Genomic DNA, 21,532 nt, shown 5'->3' on the forward strand with positions numbered 1-21,532 from the left:
GAAGCGAACGGAAACTTCAAATTAAATGCTATGAAAAGAATGTATTTACGGATTATTACAACTTTACTATTTCTGACACAAGCTGCATTCGGCAATACTTCCGATGGGAATGTAATCGAAGCAGAGGGTACTAATTTAACTGGGGATACAAGCATCTCTTCCAAAACGTATGCTTCAGGTGGTAGTTTTGTAAAATTAAAAAACACAGAAGGGAACAAAGGAACAATCAACATTCCTTTAAACAGTATTCCTGAAGCAGGAACCTACAAATTACACATCTATGGTTTTAATGGTGGAGTGTCTCAAAGTCTATCTTTAAGTGTAAACGGTGGGACATCTTCTGTTATCACTATTCAGCCTTCTAACTGGGCTTTTGAGGACTCTGCTAAAGTGACTTTAATAGACGTGGACCTTTTAGGTGGAGATAATACGATTAGTCTTGCTCCTCACGATGCGGATATTTTATTAGATAAGTTTGAAGTCACTGAACATTACAATGTATTTTATTTTAGTGCAGATGGTGATGACAATTTAAATGATGGAAGTATCAATTCTCCTTGGCAAACACTTGCAAAAGCATCTGCTATTGCTGAAAAACAAAGTAGTGGAGGTTTATTATCTGGAGGTGATAAAATGCTCTTCAGAGCTGGAGATACTTTTGAAGGTGAATTTCTATTTAAATGTTCGGGTGAAGAAGGAAACCCTATCGAAGTGAGTAGTTATGGTACTGGTGAGTACCCAATTATCTCAGGTTCAGGAAACATTGCAGGTGGTGACTATTTTGAGGCGATGCGTTTGATTAACGTATCACATGTAGTGATGTCTAAACTTTGGTTTAAAAACGACAGACAAAGTAATGCTAGATATACTTATGGAGAATCTAATAGTTACGGGGTAAGAGTTGTCGCTAACAAGTGGGGCGGTGTATCATCTGACCTTGTATTTAGAGATCTGAAGTTCTCAGATATTTTTGGTGTTGGTGTTCCGGAGGAATTCAATGATTATAGTGTGACAGGATTACGCTTTGAATCCGAACAAAATGAACCAAATTTAGAAGTGACGATTAAGAATGTATTAATTGAGGATTGTTATTTTACTCACCTAGGTAAAGCAGGTGTATGGGCTATTCATAAAGGTAGTGATGACCCTAATAATGATGTGACGAACAGAAATAGTGATTTTATCATTAGAAATAACACGTTCTTTAAAACGGGTGGTTCTGGTGTGATTCTTTCTAAGATGCTGAATGCTTTAGTGGAAAATAACGACTTTGATCATTCAGGACATAGCCAAAGTAGTGAAGGTCGTTTGGCCGGAAGAGGAAGTGGCATGTGGGTATTTAAATGTGTCAATGTATTGGCTCAATACAATGCATCTTACAGTGTAAGAGGACCAAATGATTCTTATGGTATGCACATCGATTTTGGTAATAAGAACATTATTTTCCAGTACAATTATAGTGAAGATAGCGAAGGTGGTTTTGTTGAAGTATTAGGTGATAACCACAATGTTGCTTACCGTTATAATGTTAGTGTGAACGATGGAATCAGAGATTTCCATGGAAGCACAATCTGGACTTCAGGGTATGTAGGAACAGGGAACACACCAGTACCTTCGAATGATGTTTATGTATACAATAACACTATTTATTTAGATGCGAATCAGAAACCAGATTTCTCGATTTTTAGTGAAGACACTTATATCTACAATAACATTTTTGTACAAACAGGAAGTGGTATCATTGGTGAAAAAGTAGAGATAGATATCCAAAATGGAGGCGAGTTGATCGTAGATAACAACTTATTTGTGGGTAACATCAATTCTGCTTTTAAAAACCTAGATAATTCTTCATTGACTCAGGACCCTAACTTTGTTAACCCTGGAGCAAAAAATATTGAAGGATATAAAATCAACTCAGGTAGCCCTGTAATTGATTCTGGTAAAATTTTCCCTGAGCCAACTTTCCCGATGGCTGGACAAGGAATTTTTAAAGATATTTCATTGGTTGCTACTCAAGATATCTATGGGAATGAAGTGGATATCGCTACTTTTTATCCTAACGTTGGTGCAGATAACAATTACAATACAAAAATAGACCCTACTGTCATTAGAGTAGATGGAGTAACTGTTAGTCCTCAAAGTACACAGCTTGTAGTGGGTGATACGCAACAATTGTCAGCTGGAATTACTCCTGCGAACGCGAATAATAAAAATGTCACTTGGTCAAGTAGTGATACCAACATTGCAACAGTAGACCAAAATGGATTAGTGACGGCTGTAGGAGATGGTTCTGTGTCGATTACTGTAACAACGGAAGATAAGGGGCTAACTGCGGTAGCAACTATTCATGTTGGTTTAGATGTCATCACAGAAGTATTAAATAACGGTTTTGAAAATGGTTTAACAAATTGGGAATTCTGGGCTGATGCTTCTACTTCAACAGATGCATACCATGGAAATTCTGCAGCGAAGTTAACGGGTCCATCGTCAATTAGACAATGGGTGAAAGTAAAACCAAATACAACGTATACTTTATCCGCATTCGCAAGAGTACTGGATCCTGAAAATGATCGTGTTGTTTTAGGTGTAAACGATGAGAAAAACAAAGGTATCGATAATGCTCAAATCTATGATACTGAGTATACCCTACATCACTTTATGTTTACAACAAAGGCAACGACAGACTCAGTGAAAGTATTTTTCTGGCGACCTGGAAATGGAGTAGGAAATGCCTTTGTAGATGAAATTACATTACAAGAAACGGCTTATGCCATCAATAGTAATTTCGATAAAGGGTTATTAGGTTGGAACCCTTGGGGTTCTGGAACTGTTTCGAATAGCGCTTCTTCGATGAAAGTTGTTGGGTATGGTGGAGCAAATCAGTATATCAAGACAAAATCTAATACAACTTATGAGGTATCTTTCTCTGCTAAACTAGACGATGCGTCTGTAAAGGCAAATTTTGTAACTGGAGAATCTGGTGGAGGAAATTATACCACCAAAGATATTTTTGCTACTGAGTGGACAGATTATACCATTACGTTTACTACATCTGCAGAAAGTGAAGATACTAAATTGGGCTTCTGGCGACCAAATGGGTCAACAGGCGGAGCGTATTTAGATAATATCGTCATCACTGAAGTGGGAAGTAATGCTAGAAGTATTAATCAAGAAGTAGCTTTGGAAGAGGAGTTATCAGTAATGATGTATCCTAACCCAGCAAAAGGGGTAGTGAATATTTCTACGAATGTAGTAAATGGAGATGCTACTGTGAATGTATTTAGTCTTCTAGGACAACCATTGTTGCAGAAAACTTTCCAAAATCAAACAAAGCTATCGGTTACAGACCTTAAAGCTGGTTTATACTTAATTGTAGTAACTGATGCTCTTGGGCATAAATCTTCTGAAAAACTTTATATTAAATAACTACCAAAAACGACTTGTAATAGGGTTTAAAAGTGAAGAGAGAATGTACTCTTCATAAAATGAGGTTCCTCTTGAAGCGGGTAAATTATGCATCACATGTGTAAATCAGTCATTACCTTCTTTGGGAGGGCCTTTTTATGTTTTCATGACCATTTTATGTTACCATTTGACTAATTTGTAGCAGTTAAACCTATCAAACATCCATATTATTGTATTGATCGAACACAGCAATCAATAAAGTATGAAACGAATAATTTTTTTTAGCCTACTAACATTGGTGTTTTTTTCTTGTAAAACTTCCCAAAGTGAGACTACTCGACAAGAGACAAGAAAACAACCGAATATAATCTTGATTATGGCAGATGATATGGGTTTCTCAGACCTTGGTTTTATGGGGTCTGGAATTGAAACACCGAATATCGACCGATTAGCTAAAGGAGGACTTACCTTTAATCAGTTTTATAATGCAGGAAGATGCTGTCCAACTAGAGCGACTTTGCTTACAGGATTGTATGCCCACAATGCTGATTTAGGTTGGATGACGGCTTCAGATTTTGGAAGACCTGGGTACAGAGGAGCAATTAGTCAAAATAGTGTAACCATTGCTGAAGTCTTAAAAACAGCAGGTTATGCGAACTATATGACAGGAAAATGGCATGTAACTTACGATAAGACAATGGTACCGGGAGGTGACAATAAGAATTGGCCATTGCAGAGAGGTTTCGATCAATATTATGGAATATTAGCCGGAGGGGGAGGATATTACGACCCCAACACTTTAACTAAAGGAAATACTATTGTTCCACCAGCTGATGATTTTTACTTGACTGAAGCGATCAATACTTCAACTATAGAAATGTTGGAACAGCATTATACATCTAAAAAAGAGCAACCTTATTTTTTCTATGTAGCACATTATGCACCACACCGACCTTTGCATGCCTTGGAGGAAGATATCAAAAAATATAAGGGAAAGTTTAGTAAAGGTTGGGACCACTTCAGGAAGCAAAGATACAATGAAATGAAAAAGAAAGGTTTAGCAGATGCTTGGGCATTAAGCAAAAGACCTGAAGATATACCCGCTTGGGATACACTTACTGATGACGAAAAAGCAATGTGGGAAGTATACATGGAAGTATATGCAGCACAGATAGATAGAATGGATCAAGGTGTTGGACAGATTATCCAGTTTTTAGAAGAGAAAGGTGATTTAGAGAATACGATCATCATGTTTCTTTCTGATAATGGAGGGAATAAAGAGCCAGAAGGTCAGTTGATGAATGTAGCAGATATGAAAGATATTGGTGGAAAAACATTCAATCAAAGTTACCGTAGAAATTGGGCGAATGTGAGTAATACGCCTTTTAGACTGTATAAAAGCTCTAATCATGAAGGAGGAATTAGCACACCTTTAATTGTTCATTGGCCTTCAAAAATTCGAATGGCAGGAGTATCACAACAGTCTGGACATGTATTGGATATTTTACCCACTTTGATGGAATTGACAGGTGCTACTTATCCAACAGAAAACAAAGGCCATACCATTAAACCTTACCAAGGGAAAAGCTTTGTTTCGGCTTTCGATGGAGAAATACAAGATAGAGGAGCCATGTATTTTGAGCATGAGGCGGACAGGGCAATAATAGAAGGAAGATGGAAACTTGTTGCTTTAAAAGGAAATAAGCCTCCTTACAAAGGGCAATGGAAATTATATGACCTTACAGTAGATAGAACAGAGGAAAATAATTTGATTGAGCAATATCCAGAAGTTGCGAAGAACCTTGAGAAAAAATGGAATACTTGGGCTGAAGCGAACAATGTCCTTCCATTAGATGGTAGAGGTTGGGGAAAACGCATAAAAAGTGATATAAACAATAAAGATATTTAATAAGAAACAATATTATTAGAGTGAATATAGTGGCTAACCCCATTTACAATTGTAGATGGGGTTTTCATGTTTTTTTTATGCTAGTTTTTAAGGCAAATCTGTTCATACCGACTGATAATATTTATTTACTTGACAGTACAAATAATCACTCACTTTTTTGGATGACTACAAACATGAACAGGTTTTTATTATTCTTTTCGATTTTATTAATAGGGTATTCCTATCCCATTTTTTCACAAGAAACATCAAGATCATATTATTTTAGTAATGAAGGAAATGACGATAATGATGGCTCGATAAATTCCCCTTGGAAGACACTTGAGAAAGCTACTGAAATTTCGAAAGCGACTAATAAAGGAGGCATCTTAAACCCCGGTGATCAGGTGTTATTCAGATCAGGTGATACTTTCGAAGGACAACTTATCTTTTCAGTTTCAGGAACGGAATCAAATCCAATTCTAATTGGTCATTATGGAGAAGGAGAATTACCTATTCTTTCAGGTTCAGGAAATATACCGAATGGTGATTATCATGAAACCATAAAAATGATAAACATAAGTCATGTTACTTTGGATGGACTTTGGATAAAAAACAATAGAAAAAATAAGGGCAACCTAAATTGGGCTACAAACAACTCAATTGGTATCAAAGTAATTGCCAATAAGTGGGGAGGTATATCAAAAGGCTTAACATTCAGGAACCTAAAGCTGACAGATATTTTTGGTATTGACATGATTGACTGGGAAGGGAAGTTTACCTTGGATTATTACTCAGTACATGGCATATTTTTGGATTCAGAATCCAATGATCTTACTGTAAATCCCATCAAAGAGATAGGTATAGAAGATGTTTTAATAGAAGATTGTTATTTCTACAATATTGGTAGTAGAGGTATAACTTCTCGTCATCTAACAAATATCAGAAACAACCCAATTGATGATGAAGATAGAAATAAGAACTTCATTATTCGTAATAATACATTCGAACAGCTTGGAGCGGATGGTATCGTATTATCGTCTGTTTATAATGCTTTGGTAGAACATAATGACTTTATTGATTTAGGTTGGGGAGATCATAGATCATCAACTGATTTATATTTTGGTAGAGGAGAAGGTTGTTGGATTTGGAATGCTCGAAATGTGATTGTACAATTCAATAAACAATATCGAGCAAGAGGATTTGGTGATACGTATGGAGCAGCTGGACATATCGACTTTTTTACTAAAAATGCCATTTATCAATACAATTACAGCGAAGATACCGAAGGAGGTTTTGTAGAGATTTTAGGTGATTGTGTGAACAGTACATTCAGGTATAATGTAAGTGTCAATGATGGACAACGTGATTTTCATGGCTATTCGCTTTGGGTATCAGGGTATGTAGGTAAGGATGTTGAACCTGTACGTTCAGACAGTAACTTTATCTATAATAATACGGTGTATCTCGACAAGGAAATCTGCCAACCGGATATCTCAATCTTTGCAAAGAATACCTATATCTACAATAATATATTTAAGGTGAAAAATGGTGCAGCAATAGGAGCAGATGGAGTAGAAATTGATATTGAAGAAGGAAGTGAATTGATTGTAGATAACAACTTGTTTTTTGGGGATATTTCCACTGACTTTACAGATTTGGACAATAATAAAATCATCGATGAAGACCCAGAATTTATCAACGAGGGTACTAGTGGAATAGATGGTTATCAGATTAAAGAGAGTAGCCCAGTTGTTAATGCAGGAAGAAAAATTCCTGAACCTTCTTTTCCAATGGCAGGGGAAGGTATTTTCAAACATATTTCGATATATACAGCCACAGATATTTATGGCAACGAAGTAGATGTCAGAAACTTAATATCAAATATTGGTGCTGATAATAACTTTAATGAAGATATTAATGCAGGTCCCTCCCTTCCAGTATCATCAGTGTTGATTGAGAATGAGGTAAAAGAATTGATCATCGGAGAAGAAAATCAATGTGTTGCTCAAGTTTTGCCTTTAAATGCAACGAATAAGAAAGTGACATGGACTTCAAGTGATTCGTCCATTGCAACTGTAGATCAAACCGGGAAAGTAAAAGCATTGACTGAGGGAACGGTTAAAGTAACCGTAACTACCGAAGAAGGCAATTTTACATCTTCTATAAACATCACTATAAAATCTGATTCCAATGGTGAGGTTTTAGGTGTGGATGATCCATCATTTCAATCAAAAGTTTACCCTAATCCGACGACAGGAAAGGTGATGATTACATCAGTAGGGAATCATGATTTAGCTATTTACTCGGTATTTGGGAAATTAAAATTTAAAAATAAATTTTCAGATACATTATTCTTAGATCTTAATAATTATATTGCAGGTACTTATATCCTGGTGATTACAAATGAAAAAGGTGTATCAACTACTCATAAGCTAGTGATATATTAAAAGACTACTTCAAAACATCAGCAAAAAAGAAAAAGCAACTATTACTGTGACTGAAATTAAGCAAGCACTTTCTCTTTAATTGTGACTAAAATATTGTAATGGAGTAGTTAGAAGGTCTGAATATGCTGAACAAAGACCCAAAATAGAAGTAAGCTCACAAATTTCAACTATTCACATGATCTTAGTATGGTCTGGGAGAGGTGGCCTCTCTGTATTGGTATTATTGGTATCGATATTTGGCTTAGTACAAATTGTTCCAAGAGACTTTGCCTCGTATGCCTTTATTGTTAGCCTTTTCGTTACTGCAGTGTTTAGCTGGGTGATGGGGAAGAAATGGAATGGAAAAACCCAAATTCTCATGAACAAATCAACAGGGCAAGACATTTTGCTAAAACCTAATCATTCTCTTTTCTGGATTAAAATGCAGTATTGGGGAATTATCTTTGGCATCTTAGGATTAATCATCCTGATTCAGGAATTAGGAAAAGCAATGTAATTATTAAGTGGGCTTCAAGGAAATACCTTGAGGCCTTTTTTTATGGATATTCTCTCCTTAATATAGTCAGAAACTCACTTTATAAATTGTATATATAGTAAAGTACATCTTACGATTCGAAGATTATTCGGTAGTTTTTTTTAGCACAAAATTTAAATTAGTGTATTATTTACGTTAAAAATTCTGCTACTGTTAAAAAATCTAAGATTGTGTTATCCAAAATGCAGTTTTGTGCCCTTCACTCTCTCGTATTTCTCCTTAATTGACAAATATTCTATCGAAGAAATGCTTACCAAAAGAGTAAGTATCACTTTTTACACAAATGGTATTCAGTTGAATTTTGGGTTTAAAAATCAACATAATTAGAACGTAATAATGAAATGAATAGAAAATGAATACCACGGTTTTTTACTTATTAATGAATTAAATGCTATGAAGAAAACGTACTTATTTTTTCTAGTTACATTCTTCTCACTAGGACAACTTCTCTATGCTACAGGAGTTAACGAAGATCAAGAAGGAGAAACAGCTAATCTTACCGGCGAATTTTCAATTTCCACGAATGAAAATGCCTCTGGGGGATCTTTTGTGAAATTAAAAAATGTAGCGCCTTATGGTGCTATGGAAGTAACCTTTACAGATGTACCTTCTGCAGGAACTTACAAACTGGAAGTCTACTCTTATAATGGAGGAAGCGAAGTAGCGGCAGACTTAACAGTAAATAGTAACGCAACAACCTCTGTTACACTATCTCCTTCCAATTGGGCGTTTGAAGGGCCAGCACAGGTGACAGTGCTTGATGTCGCATTAGAAGCAGGTACTAACACAGTAACAATATCAGCGACTTCTTCGGTGGGGTTGTCTATTGATTACGTGACTTTATTAGAAAATTATAACGCTTACTATTTTAGTGCTGATGGTGATGACAACAATGATGGTAGTATCAATTCACCTTGGAAAACATTAGCGAAAGCTACAGCGATTTCAAAGCAGTCGAATAAAGGTGGGTTATTAAATCCGGGAGATAAACTGCTATTTAGAAAAGGAGATACTTTTGAAGGGCAACTAGTAGTCTTGTGTTCTGGAAGCGAAGGTAAACCTATCGAAATTGGTAGTTATGGAACGGGTGAACTTCCTATACTTTCAGGTTCAGGTAATATCCCTACGGGAGATTATTTAGAGACAGTGAAGTTAACGAACACAAGTTTCATCACAATGGATGGACTTTGGATTAAAAATAACCGTAAAAACATGGGAGATATCACTTGGGGTACAAACACAGCTTATGGTATCAAAGTGATTGCAAATAAATGGGGTGGTGTCATCCAAGGTCTAACATTTAGAAACCTAAAAATCACAGATGTTTTTGCCATCAATATGCTCGATTTTGAGGGTAAATTTACTTTAGATTATTATACAGCAAAAGGTATTTTCTTTGATGCTGATAAAGACGATTTAACTGTTACACCAAAATTAGAAATAGGAATTAATGATGTTTTGATTGAGGATTGCTACTTCTACAATTTAGGTTCAACAGCGGTGAGTATTCGTCATTTATCCAACGTTGTCAATAACCCAATTGATGAAGAAGAAAGAAATATCAATTTCGTAGTTCGAAATAGTCATTTTGAGAAATTAGGTGGTGATGGTGTCATTCTATCTTCAGTTTGTAATGCGATCGTAGAGAAAAATACATTTATTGATTTAGGTGTCGGAGAGAAAAATGTTCAAGACCTTTATTATGGTAGAGGTGAAGGATGCTGGATTTGGAATACAAGAAACGTTGTAGTTCAATTCAACAAGCAACTTAGATCTAGAGGTTTTGGTGATACTTATGCTTCTGGTCATGTGGATTTCTATTGTAAAAACTCAATATTCCAATACAATTATAGTGAAGACACAGAAGGTGGATTTGTTGAGATTTTGGGAGAATGTGTTAACAGTACTTTCCGTTATAATGTGAGTAAAAATGATGGTTTTAGAGATCATCATGGATATACTATTTGGTTATCAGGTTATGTAGGCACAGGAAACGATCCTGTTCGTTCAGACAGTAGCTTTATCTACAACAATACTGTTTTTTATGATCAGGCAGGTTATAAGCCAGATATCTCAATTTTTGCAAAGAATACTTATATCTACAACAATATCTTTAAGGTTATTGATGGAGCACAAGTAGGAGCTGAAGAAGTCATGATTGATATTGAAAATGGTAGTGAATTAATAGTAGACAACAATATGTTCTATGGAGATATTGCACCTGCTTTCACAAATCTTGATAACAATAAAATTATTGGTGAAGACCCTGTTTTTGTAGATGAAACAGCAGGTGATATTTATGGATATCACCTACAAGAAAGTAGCCCTGCCATTAACAGTGGTAGAGTACTTCCAGAACCTTCATTCCCAATGGCCGGTAAAGGTATTTTTGAAAACTTCTCTCTATATACTGCAAAAGACATCTATGGTAATGATGTGGATGTTAGAAATTTAATTCCAAATATCGGAGCCGATAATACGTTTAACAGTGGTTATCATAAAGATGATGTTCGAGTTTCTGGAGTAGAAGTTTCTGGAGCAGGGAATGCTATTGAAATAGGAGAAACGGTACAGCTTACGGCAACGCTTTTACCATCCAATGCAACTCACAAATCTGTAACATGGTCGAGTAATGATGAAACAATTGCGACTGTTGATCAAGCAGGTTTAGTGACTGCTGTAGCTAATGGAAATGTTTTAATAAAAGCAACAACAACTGATGGAGGATATACAGCATCAACAAATGTAGCGGTTGGGGTAGAACCTGAAGTAGATTTAGTTATTAATGGAGGTTTTGAAGAAGGGTTCAATAGCGAATGGAACTCATGGAATAATCCTCAAGAAACCTCAGATGCATATGAAGGCGATATTGCTATGGCGATTACAACAAAAGGATCTTTAAATCAGTGGATTGACGTTGAAAAAAATACCGACTATATTTTATCCGCTTACATGAAGATCACAGATACATCAAAAAGAGTAGTTTTAGGTGTAAATGATGCAGCCAATAAAGGATTGGAATCGAAGGATATTTACTCTGGTGTATACAAATACCATGAGGTGGTATTTAATTCTGGAAATAATGAAACGGTAAAAGTATACTCATGGTTACCGCAAAGTGGTAGTGCAGTGGCTACTGTAGATAATATGAAAGTAGTGAAAAAACCAACGGTATATGTACCTGTTACTGAAGTGACAGTCTCAGCACAAGTGAATCCATTGTTTGTGGGTGATGACTTAGTTTTATCTGAAGATGTATTACCAAATACAGCGTCAGACAAATCAGTGACTTGGAGTAGTGATAATAGTGCGGTAGCAACTGTATTTAATGGAACAGTCACAGCTGAAGGAGTTGGAACGGCCAATATTACAGTGAAAACAGTTGACGGCGAGTTTACAGCTACTACTCAAGTAACAGTATCTCCATCAAGTATTGAAGCATTTAAAAATGGTGATTTTGAAGATGGTTTAAACCATTGGGGTACTTGGCAAAACATCACTACAACAACGAGTGGTGCTTATGAAGGAGCTGCATTACGATTAAATGGAGTAGCTTCATGTAACCAATTTGTAGAAGTAGAACCAAATACATCTTATATTTTCTCTGGATATGCTAAAGTAGATAATCCTTCTTCTGAAAGAGTAGTGTTGGGGGTAAATGATGAGAATTCTAATGGTATTGCATTCAAGAATATTACCAACCAAAATTATACTTATCACGAGGTCGCTTTTGAAACAGGTGCAAATCAGACGATGATTAAAGTTTATTTCTGGAGACCTTCTGGAGGTACAGGTTATGCATATTTAGATAACGCGATGTTGTACAAAGCACCTGCTTCCTCTGCAAGAAAAATTAGTGCAGAGACATTAGAAAATGAACTGGAAAACTTAATGGTTTATCCAAATCCTGCCTCTAATTATATCACTTTTAGATTGGAGAATCATAAAGGTGAAAAATCACTTGAAATCTTTGATTTAGTAGGTCATTCTATCCTGCAGAAACAGTTTGATAGTTCTCTCAAAATCCCTGTTTCGCAATTATCAAAAGGAACATATATTGTCATTGTTACTGACCAAGATGGTCATCGCATCCCAAGCCGTTTTATTGTAAAATAAATTGGGTATAAAACTGATAAAAAGCAGTATATCTTAATTGGTATACTGCTTTGTTTTTCTTAAGACTTCGCTAATGAACTTGAAGTTTTTCGATCTTATGGTAAAATATTTTCACTTAGGGTATTTCTCTCAATCACTATCTCTTTTCCTTAATGAACTATTGTATTAATAATTAATGCTTTGTGTTAATCTCACACTTTTCTGTGTTCATATTTTTATCTAAAAAGACTTTTATTGTCATTGAATTATTACTTCAGTGCAATCAAACTAAGCAGATTTATGCAGCGGCTATTTATATTTTTTCAACTTACATTTTTTACTTCATATTTTGCCTTTTCACAAGAAAACCTTTCTCATTTTCAACCTTACAATACACAGGGAGACAATCTAATTCATGTAACAACAGCAGATTTAGATGGTGTAGGTTATAAAGATTATGTGATTGCAATGACAGTGGAAGGAAAAGTAATTGCATTTCAAAGGCCTTCTGAAATAACATCTCCTGAGGCAGATAATCGATTGTGGGAATATACCGATCTACCTAGTCTTGGTATCAGAATATTTGCTGAAGAGTTAATAGCAAGCAGTAAAGGGGAGGAGATAATTTTGCCCGGTACGGATGGACATTTAAGAATACTGTCCTCTACAGGAAAACTATTAAAAGATAAGAATGTTAGTACAGGAGCTTTGTATACAGCAACAGTAGGTAAGAACTCTGATGGGGAAACTATAATTATGACCTCGGGAGTAGATGGACTTGTTTACTTCTTTAATACTGATTTGGAATTACAAAAAACCGTTCGACCTAAAACAGATAAATCAGGTAATTTAGCTGGATTGATTCGTCATTTGGTAGCTGGTGATTTTGATGGAGATGGGAGTGATGAAGTTGCTGTATTTATTAATCGAAGGAGTTTTGAAGGGAATAACTTCTTAGATGTGTTGGATATTTCTACTTATACCCGTCCTAGTTATTGGAATGGAGATACAGGTTTTATTTCTGATAACACTACTCCTGGTTTGGGCTTTACTGACAAACAATTACCTTTTGCTTATGATATAGATAATGATGGAGACGAAGATATTGTAGCTCATTGGGGAGTATTTCATCCAGAAAATGGAGTGGGTTCAAAAGAATTTTCAACAATGCTGGAGGAAGATGAGAAGCTTACACTCAAAAAGTATGAAGACTTTGCTAAGCAATACTTAAAGGGCCTTCTAGGATATAAAAACAAAGACCATATAACAAACACTGGAAAATACCTGATGCAACATGGTTTGCCTGGTAATTTTACAACTGATGAAGCAAAGGAATTATTTACTTTATATGGCGATGATCTTTTCTTATCAAAATATAATGTTGATGAAAAGGCATTTTCTATAGAAGAATATACATGGGCACATTCTGATTATCATTTTACAAGTATTGCCCGATTAGAAGTTAGAAATGGAGGATATGATAAAATAGTGCTGTCGGGACCTATGAATGGTGATGATCATTTCTATGTAGTAGATGTTAGTACTTCTGATTGGCAGCAGCAAGCAAGAAAAATTGCTTATCGAGGAGCTTTTAAAGAAGTGAATGATAACCTTGATGAACTGACGAACAGCCTCCAACAAATTAAGACAGAAGAAAAAGAGGAAAACCGTGAACCCATCTGGTTTGTAAGTTCTTCATTTGGAGGATGGCTAGGTTGGGACATGACCGCTGATAATTGTAATATAAGAGCACAAGCAGCCTACGATGAAATGCAAAAATGGTATGCTAAAATTGGAGGAAGTAAGAATGTTCGACTAGCCCTGACCATGAATACTGCCATCTATGGCGAAACAACCCAAGATGAGAACCCAAAAATTACAGCTGAGGGAGTAATTGCTTTTTGTAAGGCATTAGCAAATAAGGGTGTATACTTTAGTATTATCATTGGTCATGGTAGTCATTTATACATGACTCCTGAAACACTGGCATCCATCTACGAAGCTTCGATCGTAGATGGAGAATGTTACATGATGGCTAGATCTAAAGAATTAAGAACAGACGAATACTTCGATTTTTATACCCCAATGTTGGATGCAGTTTTAGAAAAAGCTGAAGCCATTAAGGCAAAACCACCTATGATAATGTTATGTGCAAAAGGAGCAATAATAAGTTCTTTTTCTCAAGAACAAGGGGATGAATATTTCCCTAAATACAGAGATATTTTAGTACCAGGAGTTGAGAATTCGAATGTAGGGGTACAAGATTTAAGTATTCAAGAAAGAGTAGGTTTATGGATGAATGGAGACGTTAAAAACTGGGGTTGTAATATTATTGGAGATAACCTGACTCCAAATAGAGTAGCAGAATGGGGTGGTATGCGTAATGCTCATGTAGTCTTAAGACAAATGCTATCTCAATATGCCTTAGGAGCTAAGGTTTTTAGGTTAACCTCAGTGACTAGTAAAGAAAATCCTTTATACACTAGAGGTGATGTTTCTGATAAAGAAGAAGAATGGACACAGGCCTATCAGAAGGGGGTTTTGAATTTCTTGAAAATAGTAGAAAGTGGTATTTACCCACATGCCCAAAGTCCAAGTGAAATGAAAGGGATTTCACCTGTTGCAGTAACGCTTTATAATGGTACTGAACGTATGAAAGAGCAACATTATAAGCATGACCATGAGTTATACAATGCTGACATAAAGGAATATGTACTAAGTAGATTAGCATGTTGGAATGCTTTTAATGATGTACCTCAAACAGATGTAACAAGCTATATCAGCAATGCAAAAAGAAGGTTTGATAATATGCTACCTACCTCAGAAGGCGGATTTGTTACCTTCGTTCCTCATCGTCAAAGCGTTGAAGTCGAGGGTAATAATTGGTGTAATGTGGCCTACCAAACAAACGGGGATTCTTGGGATGACTTTTCTTTACAACAAGGTCGAGAACATATACTTTCAGAACTGAGAGTACAAAAGAAAAATTTAGATTTCTATGTTGATGGGACTTGTTTCTGGCAGACATTAAGGAAAGATAATGATCCATTAACGTATTATGTCATGTTAATGGGGAACAGCTTTCTAACTCCAGAAGAAAGTTTAGTTAGCTTTAAAGCAGGAAATACTTTAACAGGATCTTGTGAAGTTATTGATCAACTCTCAGGAAACTCCTTAGGTATACTGTCTAGTACTGAAAATGAAATCGCGATAAAGATTCCAAAAGGTGTACCCAGAATCTTAAGAGTAGAACTTGAGCAAGCACCTCTGGAAGGACTTCATGAAAATGGTGATTTTGAAGCAAAACTTATCAATTGGAATTCTGATGATCAAGTGATGGCTACAACTTCTGCCTATTATGGTGTATATGCTGCAGAGTTAACAGGAACAGGGCAACTGAACTCATGGAGAAGAGTATTGCCAAATACCACATATACATTAAGTGCGTTTGCAAGAGTACAAGATATAGAGAATGGCAATGCCGTTTTATCTATTCAGGATAATGATGGAAAAACAATTAGAGCGATTGAGGTGAACAGTGAAAATTATACCGGATACCGATTAATGTTTACAACTGAGGAAGTAACAGACTCATTGCAGATTGTATTTGAAAGAACAAAAGGTAGTACAGGAAAATCATATCTAGATGAGGTTGTTTTTAAGAAAACAGCTTATGTATTGAATCCAGACTTTGAGAAAGAGCTTTCATGTTGGGAAACTCAAGGAACAGTAAATATTGATAATTCGTCTGCTAAAATAGGAGCTAATGCGAAACTATCACAGTGGATTAAAACAGCTTCTAATTCTCAATATGAAATTGTCTTTACTGCTCAATTGGAAAATCAAACGTTACAATTCAGTGTTTTTGATAAAGACGAAGAGTTAATCACAAAACAAGAAATAAGCAGTATTCAAAATAATGAACAAAGTATCATTTTCAATACAGACCCCAATAGTGAAGATGTGAAAGTTGAATGGTCAAGTACTGATAGCAAAGGAGGAAATGTTTGGGTAGATTCCATTAAAATTAAAAGATTAGGTGATGCTGAATATATACCTAATCAAATCTTTGACGATGGATTATTACTTAAAGTCTTTCCAAATCCAACGAAAGAAGTGCTGACTATAGAAACAAACGATCATCAGCATAAAACAGTAAAGATCTATGATATCATGGGTAAACTTATATATCAAAATGATTTATTAAGTGAGTTAGAAATTAATGTAAGCCAATATCCTAAAGGGACTTATGTGATATTATTGACAGACAATAATGGAGAAAATATCACAGCTAGATTTATAGTTGAATAAGACGAATATAGTGTAAAAAGGATTAGGTCAAACGACACTAATCCTTTATCACTACTTCTCTAACGCATTGTTATTATTGGTATTTCACACGTATTGTTTCTGCCTGTAATTCGCCAGGTACACCGGGGGCGGTGCATATATCTATGTATTTATCAGAAAACTCTACAATTATCCAGAAGTTGGTTGTTGCTTGATTCTCATCAACATACTTTCCAATGGGGTATTGTTTAAATAGATTAACCCATTCGTAAACCGTCATCCATTTTTTATCCGTTAATTCTTCCTTAATCATTGAATATCGAGTTTCACTGTCTGCATTGTGTTCCCAATATCCTTTTGGAAGTCTTTTCATGTTGACCTGTTCATCTAATTTAAAGTGCTCTTTCACTGAAGCTTTTAAATCATTATTTACTCTAGCAGCATTTGCTATAGCAAACCAGTGACTTCCAGGGTTATACTTTTCTGTTTGATTCGGAGAAACTTCATAGGATACAGAACCATTTTTATCTGTAATCACATAGCCTAAACCAACAGCGATCTTAGTTTCTGATAATTTTACTACCGCATCGTGTTTATCTTTAGCTTCCATTAATCTTCTAGCAAAGAATAAAGAAGGTAAACCATTGAGGTTTGCATTAAGATCAAATTTTGAATGTGCATTTACAGAAAACCCATTACTGAGATTAACCCCTTGTATACCAACAGTGCCCACATACCCAGTAATCAACATCGTCGTTCCATCAAACTTTTTATACACCATCAGGCATTGAGAGCCTTCAAAAGGACGAGCCCAATCACAAGTATAGATAGATGTCGTTCTCTTTTTGCCACGGATTGATCCAAAACTACAATGACCATTTAAATCATTTCCTTCGATAAAAGCAGGATTATGCCCTGTCATCTTTTCGAGTACTGCAAATATCTCATCAAAGCTAATATTGTACACCAATAGGTCTTCAAGGTTAACTTCAGCTCCTTTAGCGATTCCTTCTAACTCTTCGAGAAGATCAGGGGTTTGTGTTTTTATCGCTTCTATAAATCCAGTGTTTTGAAGCACATAGTTGTGGTATCGATGATACTCTGCTGGTAAACCAACAGACTGCATCATAGGTACAGTTAAATCGTACTTAAAGCGGTTAATGGCATACCTAATTTCTTTTTTCAGCTTTTTGCCGTGGGTAAATCCTCTTTCAAAAGGAGTTCCTTCTGCCTGTACTGTGTAATAATGGCTATTTTCATTTAACTCAATTTGGTAATAAATCGGTGGAACTCCTGCATAAGAGTTAGTAGGAAATGCCCAAATGGTTACCATCCAAACGAGAATGAATCTGATTTGATTTATCTTTATTTTATTCATAAAATTCATGTTTTGAGAGGGAGGAGTAACTGAATACTCCTCCTTTGTTAAGTAGTAATGTAAAGAAAACGTTTTGTGGTTATCAAAGTAAATTTCCGATAACTACGAGGGGTAAAGAACCCGTAATAGATTAGTTAATTATAGGTGTCTTATCCATTTATCTACTATTTTTTATTTCTTTTAAAGTCATGGATATATAGATTGAAATCGGTCTCGACGATCTTATCAGTAGGAATTTCCCCATGCAATTCTTCAGGGATTCTCATCTCTCGTTTTACTTGTTTGGGGACTATCATTTTATCCACTTCTGATTTCGGATAACCAATGAAGTAAACGGGTTTTTCTTTTGTAATTATAATTTTCGTTTGTAATGTGATTTGCAACAAACCTTCTTCCTTTAATTGCCATAAGTCTTCGGTTTCAGCAATAGTAACGTCCTCTTCATTACCATAAGCATCCCATATTTTAAATCGTACCTCATCAGTGGCAGGGCATAAATCGTCCAAGTCATACTCCGACATATCAACGATCATATTTTTAAAAGAGAAACCTGCCTTTGCCTCAGGTTTAGGAGGGGTTGGATTAGGATCGTTATTCTTTTCTTTACTACAAGAAGTCAAAGAAGAAAAGATGACCCCCATAGAGATGGAGAAAAGAAGATAAAATGCAGTAGTTAATAATTTTCCGTTTTTCATTGTTTTGATTTTTGTGATTAATAAAATTGATTTTTGAGCTTCGAATTGACAGTAGACAATTTCTCGCTCAGAGTTAAATTCTTAATAGCTGAAATGAAACAGATTGAAGTGTTAGCAAACATCATCTAAAACTTACAACTAATGTATTTCAAAATAATTAAAAATGAAATGTCATTTTATATAGTATTGAGACGTAGTTATTCAAAAAGGGTTACAGTGAATAATGTATTTAACTTTTCTTAATTATGAAATGTATTATATATATAAAATGACATGTCAAAAAAACAGAATTAAGAATGGTCTTATAGTCAGTTTAAAATCAAAAGTGCATAAAAAAAGAGGCAACTCTGCCTCTTATTATTTTTTGTAACGGATAGGTGATTATTTAATCTCTATTTGAGAAACAATGGAGTCTATAACATCATTAAAAGTCTTTCCAGTTAATTTTGACATGGTTGTACACATATCGTATATTTCTTTCCCGTTTTTCTCTACATACTCAATAGCGGAGATGTAATCAAAGTTTTCATTGTTGGTGGCAAGTGAGAGTGCAATTCTTGTCATGGACATTAAAGGCGATTCTTCAAAGCCTTTTTCAAACTCTGTATTTCTTTGTAAAATAGTACTTATTAAAAGTAAGTCTTGATTTTCAGCAACAGTTTTCTCACTGTTTTTAATCTCTTTTCTATACAAGTTGAGCAGGTCAGAATTTACCCTTACCGATATACTTGTATCTTTATTTGCTTTTTTATTTTTTGCCCCCATTGAAATGTATTTTCATAATTATTGAATAGCCAAAATACTCTTTAAAGGATTACTTTCAAAAATACATTTTAAAATTCTTCTACGCTAAAGCATAAATTTTTTGCTTGAGAAAGAGTATCTTGTCTTGGTTGATAGTGTTTGTCATGAAAATAAGCAGGTTGACATAAAAAAATTGTTGACCTACTGGTCTAACGCTACTTTAGAATCATGAAAAATAAAATACAAAAATACGGCAGATCAATAATCATTGGATCTTCATTCGTCTTCTTTATGCTTATTCTTATGTCATTGATGGACATGATCATCATTCCTTTTGATAGGGAAGGAGAAGTAGTGGCTATATTCTTGTTTTGGTCAGGACTATCCTCAGTAATTGTTCACAACTTCAATTACTTAAAGAGAAAAGTACCTGCCCTATTAAAATTAGGAGCTGTAATTCTCGCTCTTATTTTTATTAATATTTACGATGAAAGTGCTGGAATTCAAGAGAACTACACCACCATATTTATGGTAGTGATGTGGTTTAGTATGATTGGTTATTTTATCACTCCACAGTTTTTCCTAAAATATGTATATATCTATTATGCATGCATGATGGGTATTGTACTGTTATGTAACATTGGCATGGATGAACATGAAAGGTTTGAGACGATTACGATTTCTTTGGCTTTATCAATTCCTATTCTTTTCTGTTTGTGGGTTTATGAACAATGGAAGTGGATAAAATCATTAAAAAATGAGAAAGCAAGTGCTGAATTACAACTTCTAAAAAGTCAGATTAACCCTCATTTTTTCTTTAACACCCTCAATAACTTATATGGGCTTACAGTAGAGAAATCGGATAAGGCTTCAGAGGTAGTGCTAAAGCTTGGAGACATGATGCGCTATACGATTTATGAAGGAAGAGAAGAAAAAGTACCCATTCAGGAAGAGATTAAATACCTTGAAAATTATATAGAGTTACATAAAATTCGCTATCAGAAGAATGTACAGGTACATTTTATCAACTCGGTAATTTCTGAGTTTGAAATAGCACCGTTATTGTATATCATTCTACTAGAAAATTCATTTAAACATGGTGTTGAAACACTTGTGGAAAACGCCTACATATTCATCGAAATTGAAGAATATGGAAATTCTGTCGCTTTCACTATTGAAAATAATTTTGACAAAGCAATGCAGGATCACCGCGTTGGAATAGGCCTTGAAAATTTGAAGAAAAGATTAGAATTAATCTATCCAGATAAATATACATTTGAAGAAATTAAAGGAATTAACACCTACAAAACACTTTTGACTATCGATCTATCATGAACTACATTATCATCGATGACGAACCAATAGCCCATAGAATAATAGAAGGGTATTGTGAAAAATTCAATTATTTAGAAAAGAAAGGCAACGCTTATGATGCATTTGAAGCTATCGAGCTGATGCATGAACAAAGTTTAGACTTGATCTTTTTAGATATTAATATGCCTAAAATGAATGGGTTTGAATTACTTCGTTCACTCCCAAAGGCCCCTCAGGTAATTGTAACTTCTGCTTATAAGGAATACGCAGTAGAAGGTTTTGAACTTAATGTCGTCGATTACCTACTAAAGCCTTTTAGCTTCAGCCGATTCATGACCGCGATTAACAAATTAGAAAAGAAGGTGTCTTTGAAAGATCAATTTTTTGTAAAGTCTGAGAAAAAACTAATCAATATTGATATTAAAGACTTACAGTACGTAGAAGGCTGTGGTAATTATGTGAAATTGGTAGTGAAAGATAAACCTGTGATTTGTTATCAGAAGCTTTCTTATTATGATGAGTTTCTATCACAAAAAGGAGGTTTTATTCGAATTCATAAATCATATATAGTCAATGAAAAATGGATAGAAAGTATAGAAGGCAATACTATCGTTATTCAAAAACATTCCATCCCCATAGGACAGAAATATAAGAAGCAGTTGTTGGATCAACTTTACTTATAGTGATCAACATATGCATCACCTTCATCAATTCAATACTCATATTCTCCCTTCATTATTA

Annotated in this window: 11 protein-coding genes; 8 read left to right on the forward strand and 3 right to left on the reverse strand. The window is 35.0% G+C overall.

Annotated elements, in window-relative coordinates:
- The first annotated feature begins 39 nt into the window (after positions 1–39).
- The 6 genes from HGP29_RS21765 (at position 40) to HGP29_RS21790 (ending at position 16,681) form a co-directional block, all read left to right on the forward strand.
- A complete protein-coding gene (locus HGP29_RS21765) occupies positions 40–3,426 on the forward strand; it encodes an Ig-like domain-containing protein (RefSeq protein ID WP_211093377.1) in 3,387 nt (1,128 codons plus the stop codon).
- Between the two features lie 241 nt (positions 3,427–3,667).
- Positions 3,668–5,314, forward strand: coding sequence for an arylsulfatase (locus HGP29_RS21770; protein ID WP_168884557.1), 1,647 nt, complete (start codon positions 3,668–3,670; stop codon positions 5,312–5,314).
- A gap of 173 nt (positions 5,315–5,487) precedes the next feature.
- Positions 5,488–7,740, forward strand: coding sequence for an Ig-like domain-containing protein (locus tag HGP29_RS21775; protein WP_168884558.1), 2,253 nt, complete (start codon positions 5,488–5,490; stop codon positions 7,738–7,740).
- Between the two features lie 175 nt (positions 7,741–7,915).
- Positions 7,916–8,236 carry a hypothetical protein gene (locus tag HGP29_RS21780; protein WP_168884559.1) on the forward strand — a complete coding sequence of 107 codons (321 nt, stop codon included), beginning with the start codon at positions 7,916–7,918 and terminating at the stop codon, positions 8,234–8,236.
- Between the two features lie 432 nt (positions 8,237–8,668).
- Positions 8,669–12,391 (forward strand): Ig-like domain-containing protein, encoded by a 3,723-nt coding sequence (locus HGP29_RS21785; RefSeq protein ID WP_168884560.1) that lies wholly within the window; start codon positions 8,669–8,671, stop codon positions 12,389–12,391.
- Positions 12,392–12,670: 279 nt separating this feature from the next.
- Positions 12,671–16,681, forward strand: a complete 4,011-nt coding sequence (locus HGP29_RS21790; RefSeq protein WP_168884561.1) for a T9SS type A sorting domain-containing protein — start codon at positions 12,671–12,673, stop codon at positions 16,679–16,681.
- A 73-nt stretch (positions 16,682–16,754) separates the two neighbouring features.
- Here the strand turns inward: HGP29_RS21790 and HGP29_RS21795 are convergent, their stop codons facing one another.
- The 3 genes from HGP29_RS21795 to HGP29_RS21805 form a co-directional block, all read right to left on the reverse strand.
- A complete protein-coding gene (locus HGP29_RS21795) occupies positions 16,755–18,038 on the reverse strand; it encodes a C45 family autoproteolytic acyltransferase/hydolase (protein WP_168884562.1) in 1,284 nt (427 codons plus the stop codon).
- A 164-nt stretch (positions 18,039–18,202) separates the two neighbouring features.
- Positions 18,203–18,733 (reverse strand): hypothetical protein, encoded by a 531-nt coding sequence (locus HGP29_RS21800; protein WP_168884563.1) that lies wholly within the window; start codon positions 18,731–18,733, stop codon positions 18,203–18,205.
- A 381-nt stretch (positions 18,734–19,114) separates the two neighbouring features.
- Complete coding sequence (locus tag HGP29_RS21805; protein WP_168884564.1) at positions 19,115–19,498, reverse strand: hypothetical protein; 384 nt, start codon at positions 19,496–19,498, stop codon at positions 19,115–19,117.
- 207 nt (positions 19,499–19,705) lie between these two features.
- Between HGP29_RS21805 and HGP29_RS21810 the strand changes: the two genes are divergently transcribed.
- Both HGP29_RS21810 and HGP29_RS21815 read left to right on the forward strand, forming a co-directional pair.
- Complete coding sequence (locus HGP29_RS21810; RefSeq protein ID WP_168884565.1) at positions 19,706–20,812, forward strand: sensor histidine kinase; 1,107 nt, start codon at positions 19,706–19,708, stop codon at positions 20,810–20,812.
- Complete coding sequence (locus HGP29_RS21815) at positions 20,809–21,474, forward strand: LytR/AlgR family response regulator transcription factor (RefSeq protein WP_211093378.1); 666 nt, start codon at positions 20,809–20,811, stop codon at positions 21,472–21,474. The genes HGP29_RS21810 and HGP29_RS21815 overlap by 4 nt, the downstream gene beginning before the upstream one ends.
- The last annotated feature ends 58 nt before the right edge of the window (positions 21,475–21,532 follow it).

Source organism: Flammeovirga agarivorans, assembly GCF_012641475.1.
Classification (GTDB): domain Bacteria; phylum Bacteroidota; class Bacteroidia; order Cytophagales; family Flammeovirgaceae; genus Flammeovirga; species Flammeovirga agarivorans.